The following is a 23,069-nucleotide window of genomic DNA, read 5'->3' as shown; positions in this document are numbered from 1 at the left end:
CGTGGAATTCTCGAATGCGTGTTCGCATTTTGATATGCTCCTCCACAGCAGGAGTCGAAGACGGCTTATCCACTGCCGCTCCCCGTTCCCGGCTCTGTCGGACGTGCCGCGTACAGTCGGTTTGTGTCAGCGACAGAGAGCACATGCCTTGTTGAAAGCGGGTGTCGGGGTCTTCCCGGTGGCCAAACGCGACAGCCTATAGGCGCCGGAATGCACGACCGAAGGAGATCACTCATGGCATCATCAGCAGATCGCGAAAAAGCGCTCGACACCGCTCTTGCAGCAATCGACCGCCAGTTCGGCAAGGGTTCGATCATGCGTTTGGGCAGCGACGAGCGCGCCCCCGTCGAGACGATCTCCACGGGGTCGATCGCGCTAGACGTGGCCCTCGGCATAGGTGGCCTGCCCCGAGGTCGCATCGTGGAGATCTACGGTCCGGAATCGTCGGGAAAGACCACGCTCACCCTGCACGCCATCGCGAACGCGCAGAAGAACGGCGGCATCGCCGCCTTCATCGACGCCGAGCACGCTCTGGACCCTGAGTACGCCCGCAAGCTCGGAGTCGACATCGACGCGCTCCTCGTCTCCCAGCCTGATACGGGTGAGCAGGCGCTGGAAATCGCCGACATGCTCGTGCGAAGCGGGTCCATCGACCTGATCGTGATTGACTCCGTCGCCGCGCTGGTTCCCCGCGCCGAGATCGAGGGCGAGATGGGTGACTCGCACGTGGGCCTGCAGGCCCGTCTGATGTCCCAGGCCCTGCGCAAGCTCACCGGTGGCCTCAGTCAGACCAACACCACCATGATCTTCATCAACCAGTTGCGCGAGAAGATCGGGGTCTTCTTCGGCAGCCCCGAGACCACCGCCGGTGGCAAGGCGCTCAAGTTCTACGCGTCGGTGCGCCTCGACATCCGCCGTATCGAGACCCTGAAAGACGGCACCGAGGCCGTCGGTAACCGCACGCGGGTCAAGGTCGTCAAGAACAAGATGGCACCGCCCTTCAAGCAGGCGGAATTCGACATCATCTACGGCATCGGCATCTCCCGGGAAGGCAGCCTGATCGACTTCGGTGTCGAGCACGGCATCGTCAAGAAGTCCGGCGCCTGGTACACCTACGACGGCGACCAGCTGGGCCAGGGCAAGGAGAACTCGCGCAACTTCCTGCTGCGTGAAGCGGAGATGGCCAACGAGATCGAGAACAAGATCCTCTACAAGCTCGGGATCAGCCCCGAGGGTGCGGCCGCCAAGAAGGCTCAGGCCGCAATCGACGCCGCGGCCGCCCTGGTCGCCGCAGCCGCAGCCAAGGAGGCCGCAGCCGCCAAGGCGGAGTCCCTCCAGGCCAAGCTCGCCGCCCGCAAGGGGGCGTAGCGCATGGTCCACTTCGAGCCGGCCGACGAGGTCGCGTCGCTGAGTGCGGCACGTCGCAAGAGCGCGGCCCGCGGCACCGCCGCGACCCGGCCGGTCGAGCTCGAGACGGCGCCGATCGCCGACGAACAACTGGCGCCGGTCACGTATCTCGGAGACGGTGGTCCGGCGGCGTCGAGCGGCCCCGCAGTCGACAGCGGTGCCGGTGCCGGTGCCGGTGCCGGTGCCGGTGCCGGTGCCGACGCTGGTGTCGGTGCCGACGACGGGGACGACACCCCCGAGGGCGTGGCGTCCCGGGCCGCCGCCGATCGCGAGCACGCCGAGGGGGTGCTGCGCCAGCGGCTGCGCGGCCGGTCCCTGTCGGCGGCCGAGGCCCGCACAGTTCTTGGCGGTACGGAGGTCGCTGAGCACGAGATCGAAGAGATCATCGAGCGCTTCATCGAGTTGTCCTACATCGACGAGGGCCGCCTCGCCGATCAGATCGTGCACAGCCACCACGAGCGCAAAGGCCTGGGGCGCTCCGGTGTGCAGGCGGAGATGCGCCGCCGCGGGCTCGATCAGGACCTCATCCTGGAAAAGCTCGACGAAATGCCCGACGACGAGACGGAACGGGCCATCGAAATAGCCGTCAAGCGGGTGGGGCAGCTCGGGCGGCTCGACGACCAGACCATCGACCGTCGACTCAACGCGTTCCTGATGCGCAAGGGCTATTCCTCGTCCATCGTGCGCGTGGCGGTGAAGGCCGCCCTTGCCTCCCGCGGTGGTTCGCCATCGCGGGTGCGGTTCCAGTAGGGAGCGGGTCGGGGCAACCCGGCCCGGTTTCGGAGGTGCCACGCGTAAGCTGGTACCCACTATGACCAGCAGCACCGCTACGCCCCCATTCTCCAGCGCCGAGACGCTGGACCCGCAGCAGTCGGCCCTGCGCACCTCGGCCCTGCGCACCTCGGCCCTGAGCGCGCCGACTCTGATTGCTCCAAGCCAGGCGGCGCACGATGCTGAGGGCCGGGCCCGCACCTACGAGGTGCGCACCTTCGGCTGTCAGATGAACGTGCATGACTCCGAACGGCTCAGCGGGTCGCTCGAAGCGGCCGGCTACGTGTCGGCCGGCGGGGAGGAAGCCGACATCGTCGTGCTCAACACCTGTGCCGTACGCGAGAACGCCGACAACAAGCTCTACGGCAACCTGGGGCAGCTGGCCTCGGTCAAGCGCCGCCACGACGGCATGCAGATCGCCGTCGGCGGCTGCCTGGCCCAGAAAGACAAGGACGTCATCCTCAAGAAGGCACCCTGGGTCGACGTCGTCTTCGGGACGCACAACATGGGGTCGCTGCCGAGCATGCTCGAGCGTGCACGGCACAACGGCGAGGCCCAGCTCGAAATCCTCGACTCCCTCGAGACCTTCCCCTCGACCCTGCCCACGAAGCGCGATTCGAGCTACAGCGGCTGGGTCTCCATCTCCGTCGGTTGCAACAACACCTGCACGTTCTGCATCGTGCCCGCGCTGCGCGGTAAGGAGAAGGACCGCCGTCCCGGCGAGATCCTCGCCGAAATCCAGGCCCTCGTCGACGACGGGGCAATCGAGGTCACCCTGCTCGGCCAAAACGTCAACTCCTACGGGGTTGAGTTCGGCGACCGTCTCGCCTTCGGCAAGCTGCTGCGCGCGGCCGGCAAGATCGAGGGGCTGGAACGCATCCGTTTCACCAGCCCGCACCCGGCTGCCTTTACCGACGACGTGATCGACGCCATGGCCGAGACGCCTTCGGTCATGCCGCAGTTGCACATGCCGTTGCAGTCCGGCTCGGACCGTATCCTCAAGGCCATGCGCCGCTCCTACCGGTCGGCGCGGTTCCTCGGCATCCTCGACCGCGTGCGCGCGCGGATGCCGCACGCGGCCATCAGCACGGACGTCATCGTCGGCTTCCCCGGCGAGACCGAGGAGGACTTCCAGGAGACCCTGCGGGTCGTGGAGCTGGCCCGGTTCGCCACCGCCTTCACCTTCCAGTACTCCATCCGGCCCGGGACCCCCGCCGCGACGCTGCCCGACCAGGTCCCCAAGGAGATCGTGCAGGATCGTTACGAGCGCCTCGCCGCCCTGCAAGAGCGGATTTCCTGGGAGGAGAACCAGGCTGTGGTCGGTCGAGAGGTCGAACTGCTCGTCGCCAACGGCGAGGGCCGCAAGGACGCCGACACCCGTCGACTCAGCGGCCGCGCCCTTGACAGCCGGCTCGTGCACTTCGACGTGCCGGAAGGCTCGGAACTGCCCCGTCCGGGCGACCTCGTGACCGTCACGGTCACCCAGGCGGCCCCCTTCCACCTGATCGCTGACTCCGTCGACGGGGCTCCGCTGCGCATCCGGCGCACCATCGCCGGCGACGCCTGGGACCGCCTCGAAGCCGAGTCCTGCGGCGTGCCCGGTCACGGCGGAGCAGTCGGCGGGTCTGGCTCGGTCTCCCTCGGCCTGCCGACCCTGCGCCTACCCGACCGGGCCGTGGGCTCGCCCGCGGTGACCAGTTACAGCACCACGCCGATCTACGACGTCACCGACGGGGAGCGCTAGGCAGGTGCCCGGCCCGAACCCGGTGACCGGCGCCGACCCGACGCTGATCGTTGTCGTCGGACCCACCGGCACCGGCAAGTCCGACCTCTCGCTCGACCTCGCCGAACGTCTGGCCGAGGCCGGTCGGGGGGCGGAGATCGTCAACGCCGACGCCATGCAGCTGTACCGCGGCATGGACATCGGCACCGCCAAGCTCACCGTGCTGGAGCGCCGCGGCATCCCGCACCACCTGCTCGACGTGCTGTCGGTCACCGACGAGGCCACCGTCGCCCGCTACCAGACGGAGGCTCGCGCCGCGATCACCGACATCGTGGCGCGCGGCAACGTGCCCATCCTGGTCGGCGGCTCCGGGCTCTACGTGTCCGCCGTGGTCTACGACTTCCAGTTCCCCGGCACGGATGCCGTGCTGCGCGCCCGACTCGAAGCCGACCTGATCGAGCAGGGGCCTGGCGCCCTGTACACCCGGTTGAAGGCCGTGGACCCGGTCGCCGCCGCCCGCATCGGCGCCGGCAACGGTCGGCGCCTCGTGCGCGCCCTCGAGGTCGTTGAGCTGACCGGGGGGCCGCACACCGCCGCCCTGCCCGACGAGCCGGTCTACTGGATGCCCGCGGTCACAGTGGGCCTCCGCGCCCAGCGCGCGGAGCTCACCCCCCGCCTCGACGCCCGGGTGGAGGGCATGTGGGCCCGCGGGCTCGTCGAGGAGGTGCGCGGGCTGATCCCGAGCGGAATCGAGACCGGTGTCACGGCCAGCCGGGCCATCGGCTACGCCCAGGCCCTTGGGCAGCTGACGGGCAGCCTCCGCCGGGCGGAGGCCATCCAGGAGACGCAGCAGTTCACCCGCCGTTACGCGAGACGGCAGGTGAGCTGGTTCAAGCGTTCCCCGCACACCCACTGGATCGACTTCGACGCGCCGGATCGGGTTGACCGGGCGCTGACCCGCCTGGCCGACCCGGAGCAGCCGGCCGAGCACTGGGCGGCCGACCCGGCCTCCTAAACTGGACGGCATGGGTATTGATCTGAACTTCACCAAGGGCCACGGCACCGGGAACGACTTCGTGCTTTTCTCTGATCCCGACGGGCAGATCGACCTCACCCCGAGCCAGATCCGGGCCATCTGCGACCGCCGATTCGGCATCGGTGCCGACGGTATCATCCGCGCGGTGCGCTCCACGAGCCTGGCCGCCGGTGCGATCGCCCTCGCCGAGGACGACGCGGCCGAATGGTTCATGGACTACTGGAACGCCGACGGCACGGTGTCCGAGATGTGCGGCAACGGCATCCGCGTCTACACCCGCTTCCTGGTGGAGCAGGGCCTGACCACGCTCGACCGCGGCGACACGCTCTGCATCGGCACCCGCGGGGGAGTGCGCGACGTGCAGCGCGGCGCAACCGGCTACCAGGTCGACCTCGGCCGGTGGCGCCTCGACGGTATCGAACCGCTCGTTCGGGCGAAGGACCTGCCCGTGGCCCGCCCCGGTCTCGGTATCAACGTGGGCAACCCGCACGTGGTCGTGGCCCTGGCCGACGACGACGAGCTCGCAGGCGTCGACCTCACCTTCGTGCCGCAGCTCGACCCTGACCCGGCGGCCGGGGCGAACATCGAGTTCGTGCTTCCGGGCGATCCGCTCGTCGTGAACGGTGTCGGCCGCATCCGGATGCGCGTGCACGAGCGCGGCAGCGGCGAAACACTCTCCTGCGGTACGGGGGCGGCCGCGGCGGCCCTCGCCACCCGGCACTGGGCCGGCGCGGGTGCCCCGAACCAGTGGCAGGTCGAGGTCACCGGCGGCACGCTCGGCGTGCGCATGTTCCCGACCGAGGACGGCGAGCACGTCTCACTGTCGGGTCCGGCGGAACTCGTGTTCGACGGGGTCTTCCGCCTCGGCTGAGTATTAGCTCGGGGCGATGGGCCGCGACGCGGTCTAGTCCTGGCGTTTCACCCGCAGGACCCGGAAGCCCTTGCTGATGGAGTGCCGTGAGGTGCTGTATTCGGCGGGCAGGTCGCCGTCGAGCCAGCGCTGCAGGGAGTCGGAGCCGAGGTTGCGCTGCACGACGAGCCAGGCATCCGAACCCGGCTCCAGGCGCGGCAGCCAGGTACGCAGCATGGTGTGCAGTTCGGTTTTGCCGACCCGGATCGGGGGATTCGACCAGATGGTGCGGAACGTCACGTGGGCGGGCATCTGATCGGGCAGCACCGCGGTGATGTTGGTGAGGCCGAGCTTCTCCGCGTTCAGCCGCACCAGGTCGAGCGCCCGCTCGTTAACGTCGACGGCCCAGATCGTGGCGCGGGGTGAGGCGAGGGCCAAGTGCAGGCTGATCGGACCCCAGCCGCAGCCCAGGTCGAGGAAATCGCCGCCGGGCGGCGGGGTCGGCGCGTTGTTCAAGAGCACCTGGGTGCCGGTGTCGATGTGCTCCGGGCTGAAGACCGAATTGGCTGTGGTCAGTTCGCGTTCTTGGCCTCCCAATCGAACGGTCACCTGGCGGAGTTTCAGGGTGCTGTCGGGTGCCGGGGTGAAGTAGTGGTCGGAAGGCATAGAGGGAACTTACCGTGCATCGAGGAAGTATTGTTAAAGGAATGACTGAGTCACATCTGCCCGACGACACCGACGACGTGGTCGCCCGCGTTCTTGCCAGCGCTGATAGCAAGGCTGCCGGCTATTCGCTGTTCCGCAGCGGCTCCGCGCAGGCTCTGCAGGCCGAATCCGGCCCGTCGCACGACGACGAGGGCCACGACGGCGTGCAGCAGGACCGCGAGGACCGCAACGCGCTGCGCCGCGTGCCCAGCCTCTCCACCGAACTCGAGGACGTCACCGAGGTCGAGTACCGCCAGCTCCGGCTGGAGAACGTCGTTCTGATCGGCCTGTACACGCACGGGACCGTCGCGGACGCCGAGAACTCCATGCGCGAACTCGCCGCGCTGGCCGAGACCGCCGGCGCCACCGTTCTCGACGGCCTCATGCAGCGCCGGGCGAAGCCCGACGCCAGCACCTACCTCGGCAAGGGCAAGGCCGAAGAGGTGGCCGGCATCGTCAAGGCGATGGGCGCCGACACCGTCATCGCCGACACCGAGCTGGCGCCCAGCCAGCGGCGCGCCCTCGAGGACGTCGTCAAGGTGAAGGTCATCGACCGCACCGCCGTGATCCTCGACATCTTCAGTCAGCACGCCAAGAGCCGCGAGGGGAAGGCCCAGGTCGAACTCGCCCAGCTCGAATACCTGCTTCCCCGCCTGCGCGGCTGGGGCGACTCGATGTCCCGCCAGGCCGGAGGCCAGGTGGGCGGCGCCGGTGCAGGCATGGGTTCGCGCGGCCCCGGCGAGACCAAGATCGAGCTGGACCGCCGGCGCATCCACACCCGGATGTCCCGCCTCCGCAAGCAGATCCTCGAGATGAAACCTGCTCGCGAGGCCAAGCGGGCCAACCGCAAGCGCAACGCCGTGCCATCCGTCGCCATCGTCGGTTACACCAACGCCGGCAAGTCGAGCCTGCTCAACCGCATCACCCGGGCCGGCGTACTCGTCGAGAACTCCCTGTTCGCCACCCTGGACGCCACGGTGCGCAAGTCGACGACGGCCGACGGGCTGCTCTACACGCTGACGGACACCGTCGGGTTCGTGCGGAACCTGCCCCACCAGCTGGTGGAGGCGTTCCGGTCCACCCTCGAGGAGGTCGCCGACGCCAACGTCATCGTGCACGTCGTCGACGGCTCGCACCCTGACCCGGCGAGCCAGCTTGCCACAGTGCGCGAGGTCATCGCCGAGGTCGGCGCCCGGGAGATCCCGGAGGTCGTCGTCTTCAACAAGAGCGACCTGATCAGCGATGATGACGGGCTCGTGCTGCGCGGACTCTGGCCGAAGGGCATTTTCGTCTCGGCCCGCACCGGCGAGGGCATCCAGGAACTGCTCGCGACCATCTCGGACCTGCTGCCGCGGCCGTCGATCAGGCTCGAGTTGCTCATCCCCTACGAGCGGGGAGACCTGATCGCGGTGCTGCACGATCAGGGCACGGTGCTGTCCACCGAGTACGCCGAGACCGGCACCCGGGTTACGGCTCTGGTGACTGATGAGATCCGGGCGCTGTTCGAGCCGTTCGCCGTGCGTCCGGCCGTCACCGGCTGACCGCCGCCGGCTTCGCTCCGCGTACCTTGGCAGGCCTTCGCCTGCCGATGTCCGCACTCCTCCGGCCTGCCTGAGCCGCTCCGGCGCCAGCTGATGACATATTCGGTCACAGACCTGCCGGGCACCGGGCGTGCTTGTTAGAGTCTTCTCAATCGTTGCCGCCGGTCTCCTGACCGGCGGCATGGAGCGACAGCCGAGCCCGGCACCCGCCCGCGAACGTCCGCCTGGCTTGCCGGGCGGTCCGCGGCCGCCCGGCCCCCGGTGACTGACACTGGCAACTGTCGAATGAGGAGCAATGCCCCACACCTCGGATCCTGCGTGCCGGAAAATCCCGTTCTCATTCGAGTTGTATCCGCCCACCTCGGATGCCGCCACCTCCGTGCTGCACGCCACTATCGAGCGGCTGGCCGCGGCCGGCCCGGAATTCATCTCGGTCACCTACGGTGCGAACGGCTCCTCCCGGCGCTCCTCCCTGGACGTGCTCACCCACATCCTGCGCACCACCACCGTGGACCCGCTGGCCCACCTCACCTGCGTGGGCTCGTCCAACGCGGAAGCGAGCCAGCTGATCCGGGAGTTTCTGGACGCCGGGGTGCGGAGCTTCCTGGCCCTGCGTGGCGACCCGCCGGAAGGCATTCGGGAGGGTGAGGCCTTCCTCGGCGACCTGGGCAGCGCCGCGGAACTGGTGCAGCTGATCCATCGGGTGCAGGCCGAGCGGGTGCCGTACCGCGAGGCCGTGATCCCTGGACTCCCTGCCGCCCGCACGATCAAGCGGGAACGGGAGAAGGTACGCATCGCCGTGGCCGCCTTCCCGAACGGCCACCCGCGCTCCCGGTCGGCCACCCAGGACATCGACGCGCTCCTGGCCAAGCAGGCCGCCGGCGCCAACCTGGCGATCACGCAACTCTTCTTTCACGCCGACCACTACCTCAGCTTCATCCTGCGAGCCCGTGCCGCCGGGGTCGAATTCCCGATCCTGCCCGGGATCATGCCGGTCACGAGCCCGGCCCGCCTGCGCCGCATCCTCGAGTTGTCCGGTGAGGAACTGCCGTCCGAGCTGGCGATCGCGCTCGAGGTGGAGCCGACGAAGGAAGGCCAGCGTGAGATCGGCATCCGTCAGGCCACCGAACTGGCCCGGGAACTCATCGCCGGCGGTGCCCCCGGGCTGCACCTCTACGCCTTCAACCAGCACGAGACCGTGCTCGCCGTGCTCGACGGCTGCGGTCTGCTCACCCCCACCCTGCCTGCTTCCGCACAGCCTGCCCCTCACCCCGTCAAGGAGAACCGATGACCCACTCTTCCGCCTTTTCCGCCTTTCCCGCCGGCACCATCCTGGGCTACCCGCGCATCGGGCCGCGCCGCCAACTGAAGAAGGCCGTCGAAGCGTTCTGGACCGGATCGGTCAGCGCCGACGAGCTCGAGGCGACCGCGGCCGCCCTGCGTCAGAGCACCAGGGAGCGCCTCGTGCTGCTGGGACTCGGCCGGGACGACTCGTCCATCCCGGAATCGTTCTCCTACTACGACCAGATGTTGGATGCCCTGTGCACGGTGGGCGCCGTCCCCGCCCGGTTCGCGCATCTGCGGGGCGCGGACGGCCACCTCGACCTGGCCGGCTACTTCACCCTCGCCCGCGGCGAAGGGGAGAATCCGCCGCTGGAGATGACCAAATGGTTCGACACCAACTACCACTACCTGGTGCCGGAGATCGGCCCCGAGACCGAGTTCACCCTCGCCGGCACCCGCCTGGTGCGCGAGTTCGAGGAGGCGAAGGCGGCCGGATTCCTGACCCGGCCCGTCATCGTCGGCCCGGTCACCTTCCTGCTGCTGAGCAAGCCCAGCGACGAGGCCCCGGCCGGATTCAGTCCGCTTGACCGCCTCGACGACCTTGTGCCGGTCTACGCCGCCCTCCTGCAGCGGCTGCGCGCCGCCGGAGCCGAATGGGTGCAGCTCGACGAGCCTGCCCTGGTCAGCGAGAGCATCGACACCCCGAGAACGGATGCCCTCGCCGGCCTCCGCTTCGCCTACAACACCCTCGGCGCCCTCGCCGAGCGTCCCGCCCTGTTCGTCGCCGCGCCGTACGGCAGCCTCGACGACGCCCTACCCGTTCTTGCCATCACCCCGGTGGAAGCCATTGGGCTTGACCTCGTGCGGGGAAGCGTGCCGGCGGAGACCCCCGGACTGGACACGACCACTCTCGTGGCCGGCATCATTGACGGCCACAATATCTGGCGCGGCGACCTGGCCGCCGCCTTCGACACGGCGGCCGGCCTGGTCCGCCTCTCGCCGCGGATCTCGGTTTCCACCTCAACCTCGCTGCTGCACGTTCCCCACGACGTCGACGATGAATCGGCGCTGGACGACGACCTGAAAAGCTGGCTGGCCTTTGCGGATCAGAAGGTCGCGCAGGTTGCCACACTCGCCCGCGGCCTCAGTCTGGGTCGCCGTGCCATCGAGACCGACCTCTCTGCGGCCTCCGCGGCCCTCGACGCGCGGGGGGTGGCTCCCGGAGTCCACGATGGCGCCGTTCGGGTGCGCGCCGACGCGCTCGCTCCGGGCGACTTCACCCGGGGCGCCTACGCAGACCGAGTGGCAGCCCAGGAGATGGCCCTCGGGCTGCCGTTCCTGCCGACGACCACGATCGGATCCTTCCCGCAGACCGGGGACATCCGTCGGGCCAGGGCGCAGCTGGTACGGGGGGTGCTGAGCACCGCGGAATACCGGGACCTGATGCGCGCCGAAATCCGTCGGGTCGTCGCGTTGCAGGAAGACATCGGCCTCGACGTGATCGTGCACGGGGAGCCGGAACGCAACGACATGGTGCAGTACTTCGCCGAGAACCTGGACGGCTTCGCGGTCACCGAGAACGGCTGGGTGCAGTCCTACGGCAGCCGGTGCGTGCGCCCGTCGATCCTCTGGGGTGACGTGTCCCGACCGCGGCCCATCACGGTCGAGTGGTCGGCGTTCACGCAGGGGCTGACGCCCAAGCCCGTCAAGGGGATGCTCACCGGTCCGGTCACGATCCTCGCGTGGTCGTTCGTGCGCGACGACCAGCCGCTGGGCGAGACGGCCAGGCAGGTGGCCCTGGCCCTCCGGGACGAGATCGCCGACCTGGAGACGGCCGGCATTCAGATCGTCCAGGTCGACGAGCCCGCGCTGCGGGAGCTGCTGCCGTTGAAGCAGAAGGACCAGGCGGAATACCTCGACTGGTCGGTGGGGTCCTTCCGCCTGGCGACGGCCGGTGCGGCCGTGGCCACCCAGATCCACACCCACCTCTGCTACTCGGAGTTCGGGGTGGTCATCGACGCGATCCGCAACCTGGACGCCGATGTGACCAGCATCGAGGCGGCACGCTCTCGCATGGAGGTGGTGGGCGATATCCGGTCCCAGGGCTTCGACCACGGTATCGGCCCGGGAGTGTGGGACATCCACTCGCCGCGTGTGCCGAGCGTATCCGAACTCACCGACCTGCTCGAGCGCGCCGCGGCAGCCATCCCGGCCACCCGGCTCTGGGTGAACCCCGACTGCGGCCTCAAAACCCGCGGCTACGCCGAAACCGTCCAGTCCCTGCACAACATGCTCGCCGCCACCCGCATCCTCCGCGCCCGCCTGACCTCCTCCGTCTCCGCCTGACCCCGCCTCCACCCACACAAAAGCCGGGCACGACACCAAAAACAGTGTTCGTGCCCGGCCCACAAGACCCGGATCACAAGACCCGACCGAAATAACCATGGTGACTCAACGCACGCGCGTCTCCACGACGCTGGTCGAAACCGTCGAGACCAAGAGTCGGACTGAAGTGCTGAAGTGCTGAAGTGCTGAAGTGCTGAAGCGCTGAAGTGCTGATGTGCTGTAGTGCTGATGCCCTAAACCGACCGCAGCACTGCCACAACCTTCCCCAGAATCTCGGCGTGATCGCCGACGATGGGTTCGAAGTTGGTGTTGCGGGGCAGTAGCCAGGTGTGCCCGTCGCGCTGGCGGAAGACCTTGACGGTTGCCTCGTTGTCGAGCATGGCTGCAACGATTTCACCGTTTTCGGCGGTCTTCTGCTGCCGCACGACGACCCAGTCGCCGTCCATTATGGCGGCGTCGATCATCGATTCGCCCGACACCTTGAGCATGAACAGGTCGCCCTTGCCCACCAGCTGGCGGGGTAGCGGGAAGATCTCGTCGATCTGCTGTTCGGCGGTGATCGGGATGCCGGCGGCGATTCGACCGACGAGCGGAACCATGGCGGCGTCGCCGACCTGCACTCCGGTGTGGAAACTCTCCGAGGATCCGGCCGTCGTGTCTTCGGGCGACTGCGGAATCTCGATGAGCACCTCCAGTGCTCGGGGACGGTTCGGGTCTCGGCGGAGGTAACCGCTCAGTTCCAGCTGGTTGAGCTGGTGGGTGACGCTCGACAGTGACGACAGGCCGACGGCGTCGCCGATCTCGCGCATGCTCGGCGGATAGCCGCGTTGGCTGACCGAGCGCTGGATGACGTCGAGGATGGCGAGCTGCTTCTCGCTGAGGCTCTTGCGCCGTCTGGTGCCGCCCTTGTCGCGGGGACCGCTGGTGTTCTGTGCCACGTTCGTCGCTCCTCGTTTTGATTGATGCGCTGGCGGCAAACAGCGAATGCCGCCGATTCACGCGAATGTCGGGGGTGCCTGATTGAGTGTCAATCAACAATCGAAACTGTATCCGCGTTGAGCCCATTAAACAAACATGTATTCGAGTGGGTCGGAGTAAATATTTCAGAAACTACCGAATAAAGCTTGATTGTTCGAATAATCGAATATACATTCGGAACATAAGTTCGCATCCGGCTCTCCCGGCCGAGAGTCGGATGCGTCTTCTCACAGGAGGTATGACATGAGCACTGCACTTGAACGAGGCGCCCCCATCGCGACCGGACGCACCCGGCTCCGACTCACCCGGCGCGGTCGCGTCGTTTTCACGTCCCTGGCTGCCTTTCCGCTCGTAGCCGTGGCCCTGGTCGTCACCCTCAACGGAGGCATCGCCGCCGCCGAGAACTCGACCGTCGCTCGCGTGGCCACGGCCTTCGACTACGTCACTATCAAGTCGGGGCAGTCGCTCTGGCAACTTGCCGAGACAATCGCGCCCACGTCCGATCCGCGCGAGGTGATCGCCGAGATTGTGAGCCTCAACCAGCTGCCGTCCGACAGCGTGCAGCCCGGTCAGCGGCTGGCGCTTCCGAACGACCTGTGAACTACCCGCGGCGAGCCCCCGCCGGTCTCACCCCGGTAACATGGGGGGAGTGACCAGTCTCAACGATCTTCCCCTTCGCGATAATCTGCGCGGACTCACTCCCTATGGGGCGCCGCAGTTGCACGTGCCGGTGGCTCTCAACGTGAACGAGAACACCCACGGCATCCCGGCTGAGGTGGCGCAGGACATCGTGGCGGCGTTGGCTCTGGCGGTCACGACCGTGAACCGATACCCCGATCGGGAGTTCACCGAGCTGCGGGATTCCCTCGCCCGTTATCTTGGTCACGGCCTCACCCGAAAGAACATTTGGGCCGCCAACGGTTCCAACGAGGTTCTTCAGCAGGTGCTGCAGGCCTTCGGCGGCCCGGGTCGGTCCGTGCTCGGCTTCGCGCCGACCTACTCCATGTACCCTCTGCTCGCCTCCGGCACCGGCACCCGCTGGATCGCGGGTGGTCGTGACGCAAAGTTCGAACTCTCCCCGGCCACGGCGCTCGAGTGGGTCGACCGGGTTGCCCCTGACGTCGTCTTCCTCTGCTCGCCGAACAACCCCACCGGCACGCCCCTGTCCCTGGAAACGATCGAGGCCGTCTACGATGCGAGCGACGGCATCGTCGTCGTCGACGAGGCGTACGCCGAGTTCGGGACGGATGACGCGCCAACCGCCCTGAGCCTGCTTCCCGGCCGGGAGCGCCTGCTGGTGTCCCGCACCATGAGCAAGGCGTTCGCCTTCGCCGGTGTGCGCGTCGGCTATCTGGCCGCCGATCCCGCTGTGACGGATGCCCTCCGCCTGGTTCGTCTGCCCTACCACCTGTCCGCGCTCACCCAGGCTGCCGCGGTCGCCGCGCTCGTCCACACGCCCGCGATGCTTGCCATGGTCGACGACATCCGCGGGCAGCGGGACCGCATCGTGAGCGAACTGGCCCGGCTTGGCTACACTCCGCTGCGCAGTGCGAGCAACTTCGTGCTGTTCGGCGGCGTTGAGGACCCTCGGGCCACCTTCGAGGCGCTGCTGGCGGAAGGCATCCTTGTGCGCGACGTCGGCATCCCGGGCCACCTGCGGGTCAGCGCCGGCACCGAGGCCGAGACCACGGCGTTCCTCGACGCCCTCGAGGCGCTTGGGCGGTCGTGAACGGCTCGGGCCAATAAACTAGCCGTATGAGCTTCTCTTTCGCGACCACCTCGCCTCGTTTCGCCCACCTGCAGCGCGAGACCAGCGAGTCGAGCATCGACCTGTCGCTCAATCTCGACGGCACCGGTGAGTCGGACATCCAGACGTCGGTCCCGTTCTTCGATCACCTGCTCACGGCCTTCGCGAAACACTCGTTGACCGACCTCACCGTGCGCGCCCGCGGCGATATCGAGATCGATGTGCACCACACGGTCGAGGACGTCGGCATCCTGCTCGGCCAGGCGATCAAGCAGGCTCTCGGGGACAAATCCGGCATCTCCCGCTACGGTGACGCCGTCGTGCCGCTCGACGAGGCCCTCGTACAGGCCGTCGTCGACATCTCCGGGCGCCCCTACCTCGTGCACCAAGGCGAGCCGGCCGGTTTCGAGTTCCACCTGATCGGCGGCCACTTCACCGGCTCCATGGTGCGCCACGTGTTTGAGGCTATCGCCTTCAACGGCGGCCTCACGGTGCACGTCACCGTGCAGGGCGGCCGCGACCCGCACCACATCGCCGAAGCCGAATTCAAGGCGTTCGCCCGCGCGTTCCGCCAGGCGAAGGCGCTCGACCCGCTGGTGTCCGGCGTCCCCTCGACCAAGGGTGCGCTGTGACCAGCGTCGTTGTCCTCGACTACGGCACCGGAAACGTGCACTCCGCCGTCAAGGCACTCGAACTCGCCGGGGCCGAGGTGACGCTGACCAGCGACCGCCGTCAGGCGCTTGAGGCCGACGGGCTCGTCGTGCCCGGCGTGGGCGCGTTCAGCGCCGTCATGCAGGCTCTGAAGGCGGTGCACGGCGACGAGATCATCGACCGCCGGATCGCGGGCGGACGCCCGGTGCTGGGCATCTGCGTGGGCATGCAGATCATGTTCGAGCACGGCGTCGAACGCGGCGTGGACACGGAGGGGCTGGGCGAATGGCCCGGCACCGTGACGCAGCTGACGGCGCCGGTGCTGCCGCACATGGGCTGGGACACGGTCACGCCGGGGGAGGGCTCGACGCTGTTCCATGGCCTCGAGCAGGAGCGCTTCTACTTCGTGCACTCCTACGCCGCCCAGGAATGGTCCCTCGACGTCATGCCACCGTTCCCGAAACCGATTCTCACCTGGTCCGAGCACGGACAACCTTTCCTGGCCGCCATCGAGAACGGACCGCTTACCGCCACCCAGTTCCACCCGGAGAAATCCGGTGAGGCAGGCATCCGTCTGCTCCATAACTGGCTCGGCACAGTCAAGAACTGACCTTGACTTTTCCCTGACTGACCTGGTCGCCGCGACCATTCCCAACCGAGGACACCCATGACTGTGAATACCCCTTCCCTCCGTCTCGTTCTGCTGCCCGCCGTGGATGTGGCCGACGGCAAGGCCGTTCGCTTGACCCAGGGCGAAGCCGGCACCGAGACCAATTACGGCGACCCCGTCGACGCGGCACTTGACTGGGCCCGCCAGGGCGCCGAGTGGATCCACCTCGTCGACCTCGACGCGGCCTTCGGTCGCGGCAACAACACGGATGTCATCCGCACTGTGATCCGCGAGGTCACGGGCGTGAAGATCGAGCTATCCGGCGGGATCCGCGACGACGCGTCGCTGGACGCGGCCCTGAACGCGGGCGTCAGCCGGATCAACCTGGGCACCGCGGCACTGGAGAACCCGGAGTGGGCGGCGCAGGTCATCGCCCGGCACGGTGACGCCGTCGCCGTCGGGCTCGACGTGCGCGGAACCACCCTCGCCGCCCGCGGCTGGACCAGGGAGGGAGGGGACCTCTGGGAGGTGCTCGCCCGTCTCGAGGAGGCTGGCTGCTCGCGCTACGTCGTCACCGATGTGACCAAGGACGGCACGTTGCAAGGCCCCAACATCGACCTGCTCCGCCAGATGATGGAGCGCACTGACCGACCGGTCGTCGCCTCCGGCGGCATCTCCAGCCTCGACGACCTCCGCGCATTGCGCGAACTTGTACCGCTCGGACTCGAGGGCGCGATCGTCGGAAAAGCCCTCTACGCGGGGGCGTTCACCCTGGGCGAGGCGCTGGATGTCGCGGGCGCGTAACCTCGGCTCCACCGGCCTTCCCGGCGGACCCGGAGGGGGCGACTCCGCCGGGCAACCGTGGGAGGGACGACAGTTTGAGCCCAACATGCACAGCGACGACGACGGGCTCGCGCCCGAGCCGCTGCTGGCGGCCGTGCGCCGCTTCCAGGCTCGGGAGGCCGGCGAAGAGACGGTGGTCGACGCCATCCGTGGCTCACGGCTGCTCGTTCCCCTGGTGACCGAACTCGGCCAATCGGGCACTACCGAAGTTGGCCTCCGCGTCGACAAGACCCAGGAACTGTCGATCATCACCGTGGCCGGGCCTGACGGCCGCACGGTGCTTCCCGTGTTCTCCTCGGTCGCGGCGATGACGGCGTGGAACACGCAGGCCCGGCCGGTCCCGGCCGACGGCGTGCGCGTCGCGCTGGCCGCGGCTCAGGAGAACACCGATCTGGTCGTGCTCGATCCGACCGCGCCCACCGAGTTCGTGGTGCGGCGCCCGGCCCTGTGGGCCATCGCCCAGTCCCTGCCCTGGACCCCCAGCTATGCCAGTCGCGACGTCGCGGATGCCTTTGCCGACTCCGTGGCCACCGAACTGAGTGTGCTCGGGGTTGAGCTGGCCCCCGGCGACCCGGCCGCCCGCCTCGCCGGACCGGAACTAATTGTGCGTCTCGAGCTCGTGGACGGCCTGACCCGCATCGAGCTCGACGCGACCCTCGCCCGGCTCGCGGCTCGCTGGTCATCGAGCGACGTCATCGCCACCCAGGTGGACTCCCTCACCGTGCAGCTGCTGCCCTCCGCCTAGGCGGCCTCTATCATCGTCGGCGGTTCCGGGCCCCGGGCTCCGGGCCCCGGGCTCCGCGCTCCGCGTTCCGCCCGCGCCCCCGCCCCCGCCACGGACGAATTCGACGGAGATTGTGGCAAAATCAGTCCTGGATGTCCGGGAAAGCCCGTTTTAGCTCAGAATCTCCGTCGAATTGGTTCGAGTGGCCCGGCTCAGGCGGATCGACGAGGATAGTCGTATGAACGAGGTTCTGCACCGATTCACTCCGGCCACCCGCGCCTGGTTCGCGCAGGCCTTCGCCGCACCCACCGAGGCCCAGCTCGGGGCGTGGGACGCCATCTCTCGGGGCTCGCACGCGCTGGTGGTGGCCCCCACCGGGTCAGGTAAGACCCTCGCCGCGTTCCTCTGGGCCATCGACCGCCTGGACGCGGATACTGCAGAGGCCGCAGATGTCTCGGAAGCCTCGGCGCGTCCTGACCGGGTCACCGCGCCGGGAACCCGCGTGCTCTACATCTCGCCGCTCAAGGCGCTCGGCGTCGACGTGGAACGCAATCTGCGGGCCCCGCTGGTGGGCATCGTCCAGGCTGCCGAGCGCCTCGGGTTCGCCCCGCCCCGGGTGACCGTCGGCGTGCGGTCGGGGGATACCCCGGCCACGGAACGCCGAAGCCTGGTCAAAACGCCGCCGGACATCCTGATCACCACGCCAGAATCGCTGTTCCTCATGCTCACCTCGGCGGCGCGGGAATCGTTGCGCGCCGTGGACACGGTCATCATCGACGAGGTGCACGCGGTCGCGGCGAGCAAGCGCGGCGCGCACCTGGCCGTCTCACTGGAACGGCTCGACGACCTGCTCGCCCGCCCGGCCCAGCGCATCGGACTGTCGGCTACCGTGCGACCGGCCGCCGAGGTCGCCCGGTTCCTCGGAGGGTCCGCACCGGTGGAGATCGTCGCACCGGTGTCGACCAAACGATTCGACCTCAGCGTGGTCGTTCCCGTCGACGACATGAGCCAGGTCGGCACGGTACCGGTGCGGGAGGGTTCAACGGCCGCCGCCGCCCCACAGACCGGGTCCATCTGGCCGCATGTGGAAGAGGCAATCGTCGACGAGGTGCTGGCGCACACCTCCTCGATCGTGTTCGCCAACTCCCGCCGTCTGGCCGAACGGCTGACCGCGCGCTTCAACGAGATCTACGCCCAACGCCTCGAGGACGAGCTCGTGCCCGCCGCGATGCCGGCCGTGATGACCGAGCGGATGCCTGCCCTCGTGCCCGTCCGCACTGCGGCACCCGGCCCGCCGGCCGCGCTCATGGGCGCCAGCGGCCAGAGCGCCGGGGCCGAGCCGCTGCTTGCCCGCGCCCACCACGGCTCCGTCAGCAAGGAGCAGCGCGCACTGATCGAAGACGACCTGAAAGCCGGGCGGCTGCGCTGCGTGGTGGCGACGTCCAGCCTCGAACTCGGCATCGACATGGGCGCCGTCGACCTGGTCGTGCAGGTGGAGTCGCCGCCGTCCGTGGCCAGCGGGCTGCAGCGAATCGGCCGGGCCGGGCACCAGGTGGGCGAGGTCTCCCGGGGCGTGATCTTCCCCAAACACCGGGCCGATCTCATCCATGCGGCCGTCGCCGCCGAGCGCATGGCCGCCGGCCTGATCGAATCCCTGCAGGTGCCGTCCAACCCACTCGACATCCTCGCCCAGCAGACCGTGGCGGCGACCGCCCTCGAACCCATCCACGCGGAGGAGTGGTTCGACACCGTGCGCCGCAGCGCCCCCTTCCACACCCTCCCGCGGTCGGCCTACGAGGCCACCCTCGACCTGCTTGCCGGCCGGTATCCCTCCGACCAGTTCGCCGAGCTGCGCCCCCGCATCGTCTGGGACCGGGAGACGGGCATCCTCACCGGGCGCCCGGGCGCGCAACGGCTCGCGGTGACCAGCGGCGGCACGATCCCCGACCGCGGCCTGTTCGGCGTCTTCATGGTCGGCGGCGACCAGGCCACCGGCCGCCGGGTGGGGGAGCTCGACGAGGAGATGGTCTACGAGTCCCGGGTCGGCGACGTCTTCGCCCTCGGTACGACGAGCTGGCGTATCCAGGAGATCACCCACGACCGGGTGCTCGTGCTGCCCGCCTTCGGTGAACCGGGGCGGCTGCCGTTCTGGAAGGGCGACGGCCTCGGCCGGCCTGCCGAGCTCGGTGAGGCGATCGGCGCGTTCCTGCGCGAGGTCTCGGCGCTCCCCGACGCGGAGGCCCGGGTGCGCTGCCGGGCCGGCGGCCTCGACGAGCGGGCCGTTGACAACCTCCTGGCCTTCCTCGCCGAGCAGCGCGCCGCGACCGGTCAGGTCCCGACCGATCGCACCCTCCTCGTCGAGCGGTTCCGAGACGAGCTCGGCGACTGGCGGGTGGTGCTGCACTCCCCGTTCGGCCTGCAGGTGCACGCGCCCTGGGCCCTCGCCGTGGGCGCCCGGGTGCGGGAGCGCTACGGGCTCGACGGGGCCTGCGTGGCCAGTGACGACGGCATCGTCGTGCGCATCCCCGACACCGAGTCCGACCCACCCGGAAGCTCCCTCTTCGTCTTCGACCCGACCGAGCTCGAACAGATGGTCACCGACGAAGTCGGCGGGTCGGCCCTGTTCGCCGCCCGGTTCCGCGAGTGCGCCGCGCGGGCACTGCTGCTCCCGCGCTACAACCCGGGCCGGCGGTCGCCGCTCTGGCAGCAGCGCCAGAAGGCCGCGCAGCTGCTCGACGTGGCCCGCACCTTCCCGACCTTCCCGATCATCCTCGAAACCGTGCGCGAGTGCCTGCAGGACGTCTACGACCTGCCCGCCCTCTTGGCCCTCACCCGCCGCATCGACAGTCGCGCCCTGCGCCTGGTCGAGACCCAGACGGATGCCGCGAGCCCGTTCGCGAGCACCCTCCTCTTCGGCTACGTGGCCGCGTTCATGTACGAGGGAGATTCCCCGCTCGCCGAGCGGCGCGCCACCGCCCTCTCGCTCGATTCCAGCTTGCTGGCCGAGTTGCTCGGTCGGGTGGAGCTGCGCGAGCTGCTCGACCCGGCCGTGATCGAGCAGACCGACCTGGAACTGCAGCGGCTGCCGGCCGACCGGAAGGCGCGCGGAGTCGAGGGCATCGCCGACCTGCTCCGCGGCCTCGGACCGCTCACCACGGCGGAGGTGGCCGCCCGCCTCGACCCCGCCGTGTCACCGGGCGCCGCCGAGGGCCTGCAGGTGCTTTTCGACGCCCGGCGCATCATCCCGGTCGGTTTCGCCGGGCAGCAGTGGTGGGCGGCCATCGAAGACGCCGCCCGGCTTCGCGACGCCCTCGGCGTCCCCCTGCCGCAGGGGGTCCCGGCCGTGTTCACCGAGCCGGTGCCGGACCCGCTCGGCGACCTGGTCAGCCGGTACGCCCGCACCCACGGCCCGTTCACTCTCACCGACGTGGCCGCGCGCTTCGGGCTCGGTCCGGCCGTGGCGCTCGTCGCCCTCCGGCGGCTGGCCGGGGCCCGCCGCCTCCTCGAGGGCGAGTTCCGGCCGCACGGCACCGGCAGCGAGTGGTGCGACGCCGAGGTGCTGAGGCGCCTCCGCCGCCGCTCCCTGGCCGCGCTCCGGCACGAGGTCGAGCCGGTCGACCAGGTCACAATGGGCCGGTTCCTGCCGGCCTGGCAGCATGTGGGCGGGCGCCTGCGCGGGATCGACGGGGTCGCATCCGTGATCGAACAGTTGGAGGGGGCGCGCATCCCGGCATCCGCCTGGGAGACGCTTGTGCTGCCTTCCCGCGTCGCAGACTACCGGCCGGGCATGCTCGACGAGCTCACCAATACGGGCGAGGTGCTCTGGGCCGGCGCCGGCACGCTGGCCGGCAACGACGGCTGGATCAGCCTGCACCTGCGCGACACGGCGCCGCTCACCCTGCCGTTGCCCACCCCGCTGGAGACCACTGCGCTCCAGCAGGAGATTCTGACCACCCTGGCCGGCGGCGGGGCCTTCTTCTTCCGTCAACTCGCGGATGCCGTCGGCAGCCAGGACGACGCCGGCCTCGCCGCCGCCCTCTGGGACCTGGTCTGGGCGGGACTGGTGGGCAACGACACCTTCGCCCCCGTACGCGCCCTGCTCTCCGGCGGGCGCGCGGCGCACAGCACCCGCCGGGCCGCCCCGCGAGCCCGGCTGCACGGCGGCCGCATCCCCGCGCGTAGCACCCTCCCGTCCCGCACCGGGCCACCGACCGTATCCGGGCGCTGGTCGATCGTTCCGGTCGCCGATGACTCGCCCACCCGTCGGGCGCACGCCCTCGGCGAGACCCTGCTCGAACGCTACGGCGTCGTCACCCGGGGCGCGGTGATGGGGGAGGGCGTGACGGGCGGCTTCGCCCTCGTCTACCGCACCCTCAGCGGCTTCGAGGAGATGGGGCGGTGCCGGCGCGGCTACTTCATCGAGGGTCTCGGGGCCGCCCAGTTCGCCACGGTCGGCACGATCGACCGGCTGCGCTCCTACGTCGCCGAGGCACAGCATCCGGAACCGGTGGCGATCACCCTCGCCGCCACCGACCCGGCGAACCCCTACGGCTCGGTGCTGCCCTGGCCTCCGCTGCCCGAGGGCACCGGGCACCGCCCCGGACGGAAGGCCGGCGCGCTGGTCGTGCTCGTCGACGGGGCCTTGGTGCTCTACGTCGAACGCGGCGGCAAGACCGTGCTCGCGTTCGACGGAGCGGCCGGGAACGGAGTGGCCGGGAATGGTGCCGACGGGAATGGTGCCGACGGGAACGGTGCCGACGGGAACCGTGAACCCGCCGTCGAAAATGGCGGACCGACTGCGGTCCTGACCCTCGCCGCCGCGACCCTTGCCGGCACGGTCACCGCCGGGCGGGTTCCGAAGCTCGGCGTGGAGACCGTCAACGGCGTGTTCGTGATCGGAACAGCGGTGGGCACCGCCCTGCTCGCGGCCGGATTCGGTGTCACCCCGCGCGGAGTGAAGCTGCATGCCTGAGGGTGACACCGTCTACCGCACCGCGTGGAACCTCGACCAGGCCCTGCACGGAGCCCGGCTCACCCGCTGCGACGTGCGGGTGCCGGCGTTCGCCACCGTCGACCTGACCGGGCAGACCGTGCACGAGGTTCTCAGCCGCGGGAAGCACCTGCTGATGCGCGTGGGGGAGGCCAGCATCCACTCTCACCTGAAAATGGAGGGGTCGTGGCACCTCTACCGTCATGGGAGCGCCTGGCGCCGCCCCGCGTTCCAGGCGCGCATCGTTCTCGAGACGGTGGAGTGGGTGGCTGTGGGCTTCGAACTCGGGCTGCTCGAGGTGGTGCCGCTCAATCAGGAGGCCGCGCTCCTCGACTACCTCGGACCTGACCTCCTCGGCCCCGACTGGGATGCGGCCGAAGCCGTGCGTCGCCTCGAATCACGTCCCGCGCAACCCATCGCGGTGGCGCTCGCCGACCAGGGCAACCTCGCCGGGCTCGGCAACGTTTACGTGAACGAGCTGGGTTTCCTTCGCGGCCTGCTGCCGTCCCGGCCGGTGGCCGAGGTGACGGATGTCCTGGGCCTCGTCGCTCTCGCCCGCCGCCTGATCCTGGCGAACCGTGACCGCACCGAGCGGATCACGACCGGCAATGCCCGGCGCGGCATGCAGAGCTGGGTCTACGGCCGCGCCGGCCAGCCCTGCCGGCGCTGCGGTACCGCGGTCGAGCAGGGCCGGCTCGGCCGCACCGAGCTCGAATTGCGGGTCACCTACTGGTGCCCGCGCTGCCAGACCTGAGCTCGTGGCCCCGTAGCGGCTCTGGCCCGAACCAATTCGACCGCAGAAACCCCCGCCGGAGTCGACGGGGTTTTCCACGGTGCCAGGTCACTTCAGGGAGCCGCACCGC

The 23,069-nt window shown here is 69.3% G+C and carries 18 protein-coding genes; 16 read left to right on the top strand and 2 right to left on the bottom strand.

Annotated features, from left to right (window positions below; translation table 11 throughout):
- Window positions 1–234: 234 nt before the first annotated feature.
- From recA to dapF, 5 genes are all read left to right on the top strand, one after another.
- The gene (recA, locus tag E3T40_RS11210; protein WP_134543553.1) at window positions 235–1,368 is read left to right on the top strand and encodes a recombinase RecA; all 1,134 of its coding nucleotides are present in this window, start codon (window positions 235–237) and stop codon (window positions 1,366–1,368) included.
- 3 nt (window positions 1,369–1,371) lie between these two features.
- Window positions 1,372–2,157: a regulatory protein RecX gene (locus E3T40_RS11205; protein WP_134543550.1), complete on the top strand. Its 786-nt coding sequence runs from the start codon at window positions 1,372–1,374 to the stop codon at window positions 2,155–2,157.
- Between the two features lie 61 nt (window positions 2,158–2,218).
- Entirely contained in the window at window positions 2,219–3,922 is a 1,704-nt protein-coding gene (miaB, locus tag E3T40_RS11200) for a tRNA (N6-isopentenyl adenosine(37)-C2)-methylthiotransferase MiaB (protein ID WP_134543548.1), read from the top strand.
- Between the two features lie 4 nt (window positions 3,923–3,926).
- Complete coding sequence (gene miaA / locus E3T40_RS11195) at window positions 3,927–4,916, top strand: tRNA (adenosine(37)-N6)-dimethylallyltransferase MiaA (protein WP_233194198.1); 990 nt, start codon at window positions 3,927–3,929, stop codon at window positions 4,914–4,916.
- Window positions 4,917–4,926: 10 nt separating this feature from the next.
- Entirely contained in the window at window positions 4,927–5,808 is an 882-nt protein-coding gene (gene dapF / locus E3T40_RS11190) for a diaminopimelate epimerase (RefSeq protein ID WP_104195275.1), read from the top strand.
- A 33-nt stretch (window positions 5,809–5,841) separates the two neighbouring features.
- Here dapF and E3T40_RS11185 read toward each other — a convergent pair whose 3' ends face one another.
- On the bottom strand, window positions 5,842–6,453 hold the full coding sequence (locus tag E3T40_RS11185; protein WP_104195274.1) for a class I SAM-dependent methyltransferase: 612 nt from the start codon (window positions 6,451–6,453) through the stop codon (window positions 5,842–5,844).
- Window positions 6,454–6,494: 41 nt separating this feature from the next.
- Here E3T40_RS11185 and hflX point away from each other — a divergent pair, with 41 nt between their 5' ends.
- From hflX to metE, 3 genes are all read left to right on the top strand, one after another.
- A complete protein-coding gene (gene hflX, locus E3T40_RS11180; RefSeq protein WP_134543545.1) occupies window positions 6,495–8,033 on the top strand; it encodes a GTPase HflX in 1,539 nt (512 codons plus the stop codon).
- Between the two features lie 295 nt (window positions 8,034–8,328).
- Window positions 8,329–9,324, top strand: a complete 996-nt coding sequence (locus tag E3T40_RS11175) for a methylenetetrahydrofolate reductase (protein WP_104170103.1) — start codon at window positions 8,329–8,331, stop codon at window positions 9,322–9,324.
- The gene (gene metE / locus E3T40_RS11170; protein WP_134543542.1) at window positions 9,321–11,663 is read left to right on the top strand and encodes a 5-methyltetrahydropteroyltriglutamate--homocysteine S-methyltransferase; all 2,343 of its coding nucleotides are present in this window, start codon (window positions 9,321–9,323) and stop codon (window positions 11,661–11,663) included. Before E3T40_RS11175 ends, metE begins: the two co-directional genes overlap by 4 nt.
- A gap of 233 nt (window positions 11,664–11,896) precedes the next feature.
- Here metE and lexA read toward each other — a convergent pair whose 3' ends face one another.
- The gene (gene lexA, locus E3T40_RS11165) at window positions 11,897–12,601 is read right to left on the bottom strand and encodes a transcriptional repressor LexA (protein WP_134543539.1); all 705 of its coding nucleotides are present in this window, start codon (window positions 12,599–12,601) and stop codon (window positions 11,897–11,899) included.
- A gap of 283 nt (window positions 12,602–12,884) precedes the next feature.
- Here lexA and E3T40_RS11160 point away from each other — a divergent pair, with 283 nt between their 5' ends.
- From E3T40_RS11160 to E3T40_RS11125, 8 genes are all read left to right on the top strand, one after another.
- A complete protein-coding gene (locus tag E3T40_RS11160) occupies window positions 12,885–13,241 on the top strand; it encodes a LysM peptidoglycan-binding domain-containing protein (protein ID WP_134543536.1) in 357 nt (118 codons plus the stop codon).
- Between the two features lie 49 nt (window positions 13,242–13,290).
- Complete coding sequence (locus tag E3T40_RS11155; protein WP_369828400.1) at window positions 13,291–14,370, top strand: histidinol-phosphate transaminase; 1,080 nt, start codon at window positions 13,291–13,293, stop codon at window positions 14,368–14,370.
- Window positions 14,371–14,396: 26 nt separating this feature from the next.
- Window positions 14,397–15,020: an imidazoleglycerol-phosphate dehydratase HisB gene (gene hisB / locus E3T40_RS11150; protein WP_104101207.1), complete on the top strand. Its 624-nt coding sequence runs from the start codon at window positions 14,397–14,399 to the stop codon at window positions 15,018–15,020.
- A complete protein-coding gene (gene hisH, locus E3T40_RS11145) occupies window positions 15,017–15,649 on the top strand; it encodes an imidazole glycerol phosphate synthase subunit HisH (protein ID WP_104170099.1) in 633 nt (210 codons plus the stop codon). Before hisB ends, hisH begins: the two co-directional genes overlap by 4 nt.
- 57 nt (window positions 15,650–15,706) lie before the next feature.
- Window positions 15,707–16,453 carry a bifunctional 1-(5-phosphoribosyl)-5-((5-phosphoribosylamino)methylideneamino)imidazole-4-carboxamide isomerase/phosphoribosylanthranilate isomerase PriA gene (gene priA / locus E3T40_RS11140; protein WP_134394610.1) on the top strand — a complete coding sequence of 249 codons (747 nt, stop codon included), beginning with the start codon at window positions 15,707–15,709 and terminating at the stop codon, window positions 16,451–16,453.
- The gene (locus E3T40_RS11135; RefSeq protein ID WP_134543533.1) at window positions 16,437–17,237 is read left to right on the top strand and encodes an SseB family protein; all 801 of its coding nucleotides are present in this window, start codon (window positions 16,437–16,439) and stop codon (window positions 17,235–17,237) included. The genes priA and E3T40_RS11135 overlap by 17 nt, the downstream gene beginning before the upstream one ends.
- Window positions 17,238–17,454: 217 nt before the next feature.
- On the top strand, window positions 17,455–22,188 hold the full coding sequence (locus E3T40_RS11130; RefSeq protein ID WP_134543530.1) for an ATP-dependent helicase: 4,734 nt from the start codon (window positions 17,455–17,457) through the stop codon (window positions 22,186–22,188).
- Window positions 22,181–22,960, top strand: a complete 780-nt coding sequence (locus E3T40_RS11125; RefSeq protein ID WP_104101222.1) for a DNA-formamidopyrimidine glycosylase family protein — start codon at window positions 22,181–22,183, stop codon at window positions 22,958–22,960. The genes E3T40_RS11130 and E3T40_RS11125 overlap by 8 nt, the downstream gene beginning before the upstream one ends.
- Window positions 22,961–23,069 lie beyond the last annotated feature (109 nt).

Origin of the sequence: Cryobacterium sp. TMT1-19 (assembly GCF_004403055.1) — a bacterium.
GTDB lineage: Bacteria > Actinomycetota > Actinomycetes > Actinomycetales > Microbacteriaceae > Cryobacterium > Cryobacterium sandaracinum.
This window is presented reverse-complemented; position numbering and strand designations above follow the sequence as displayed.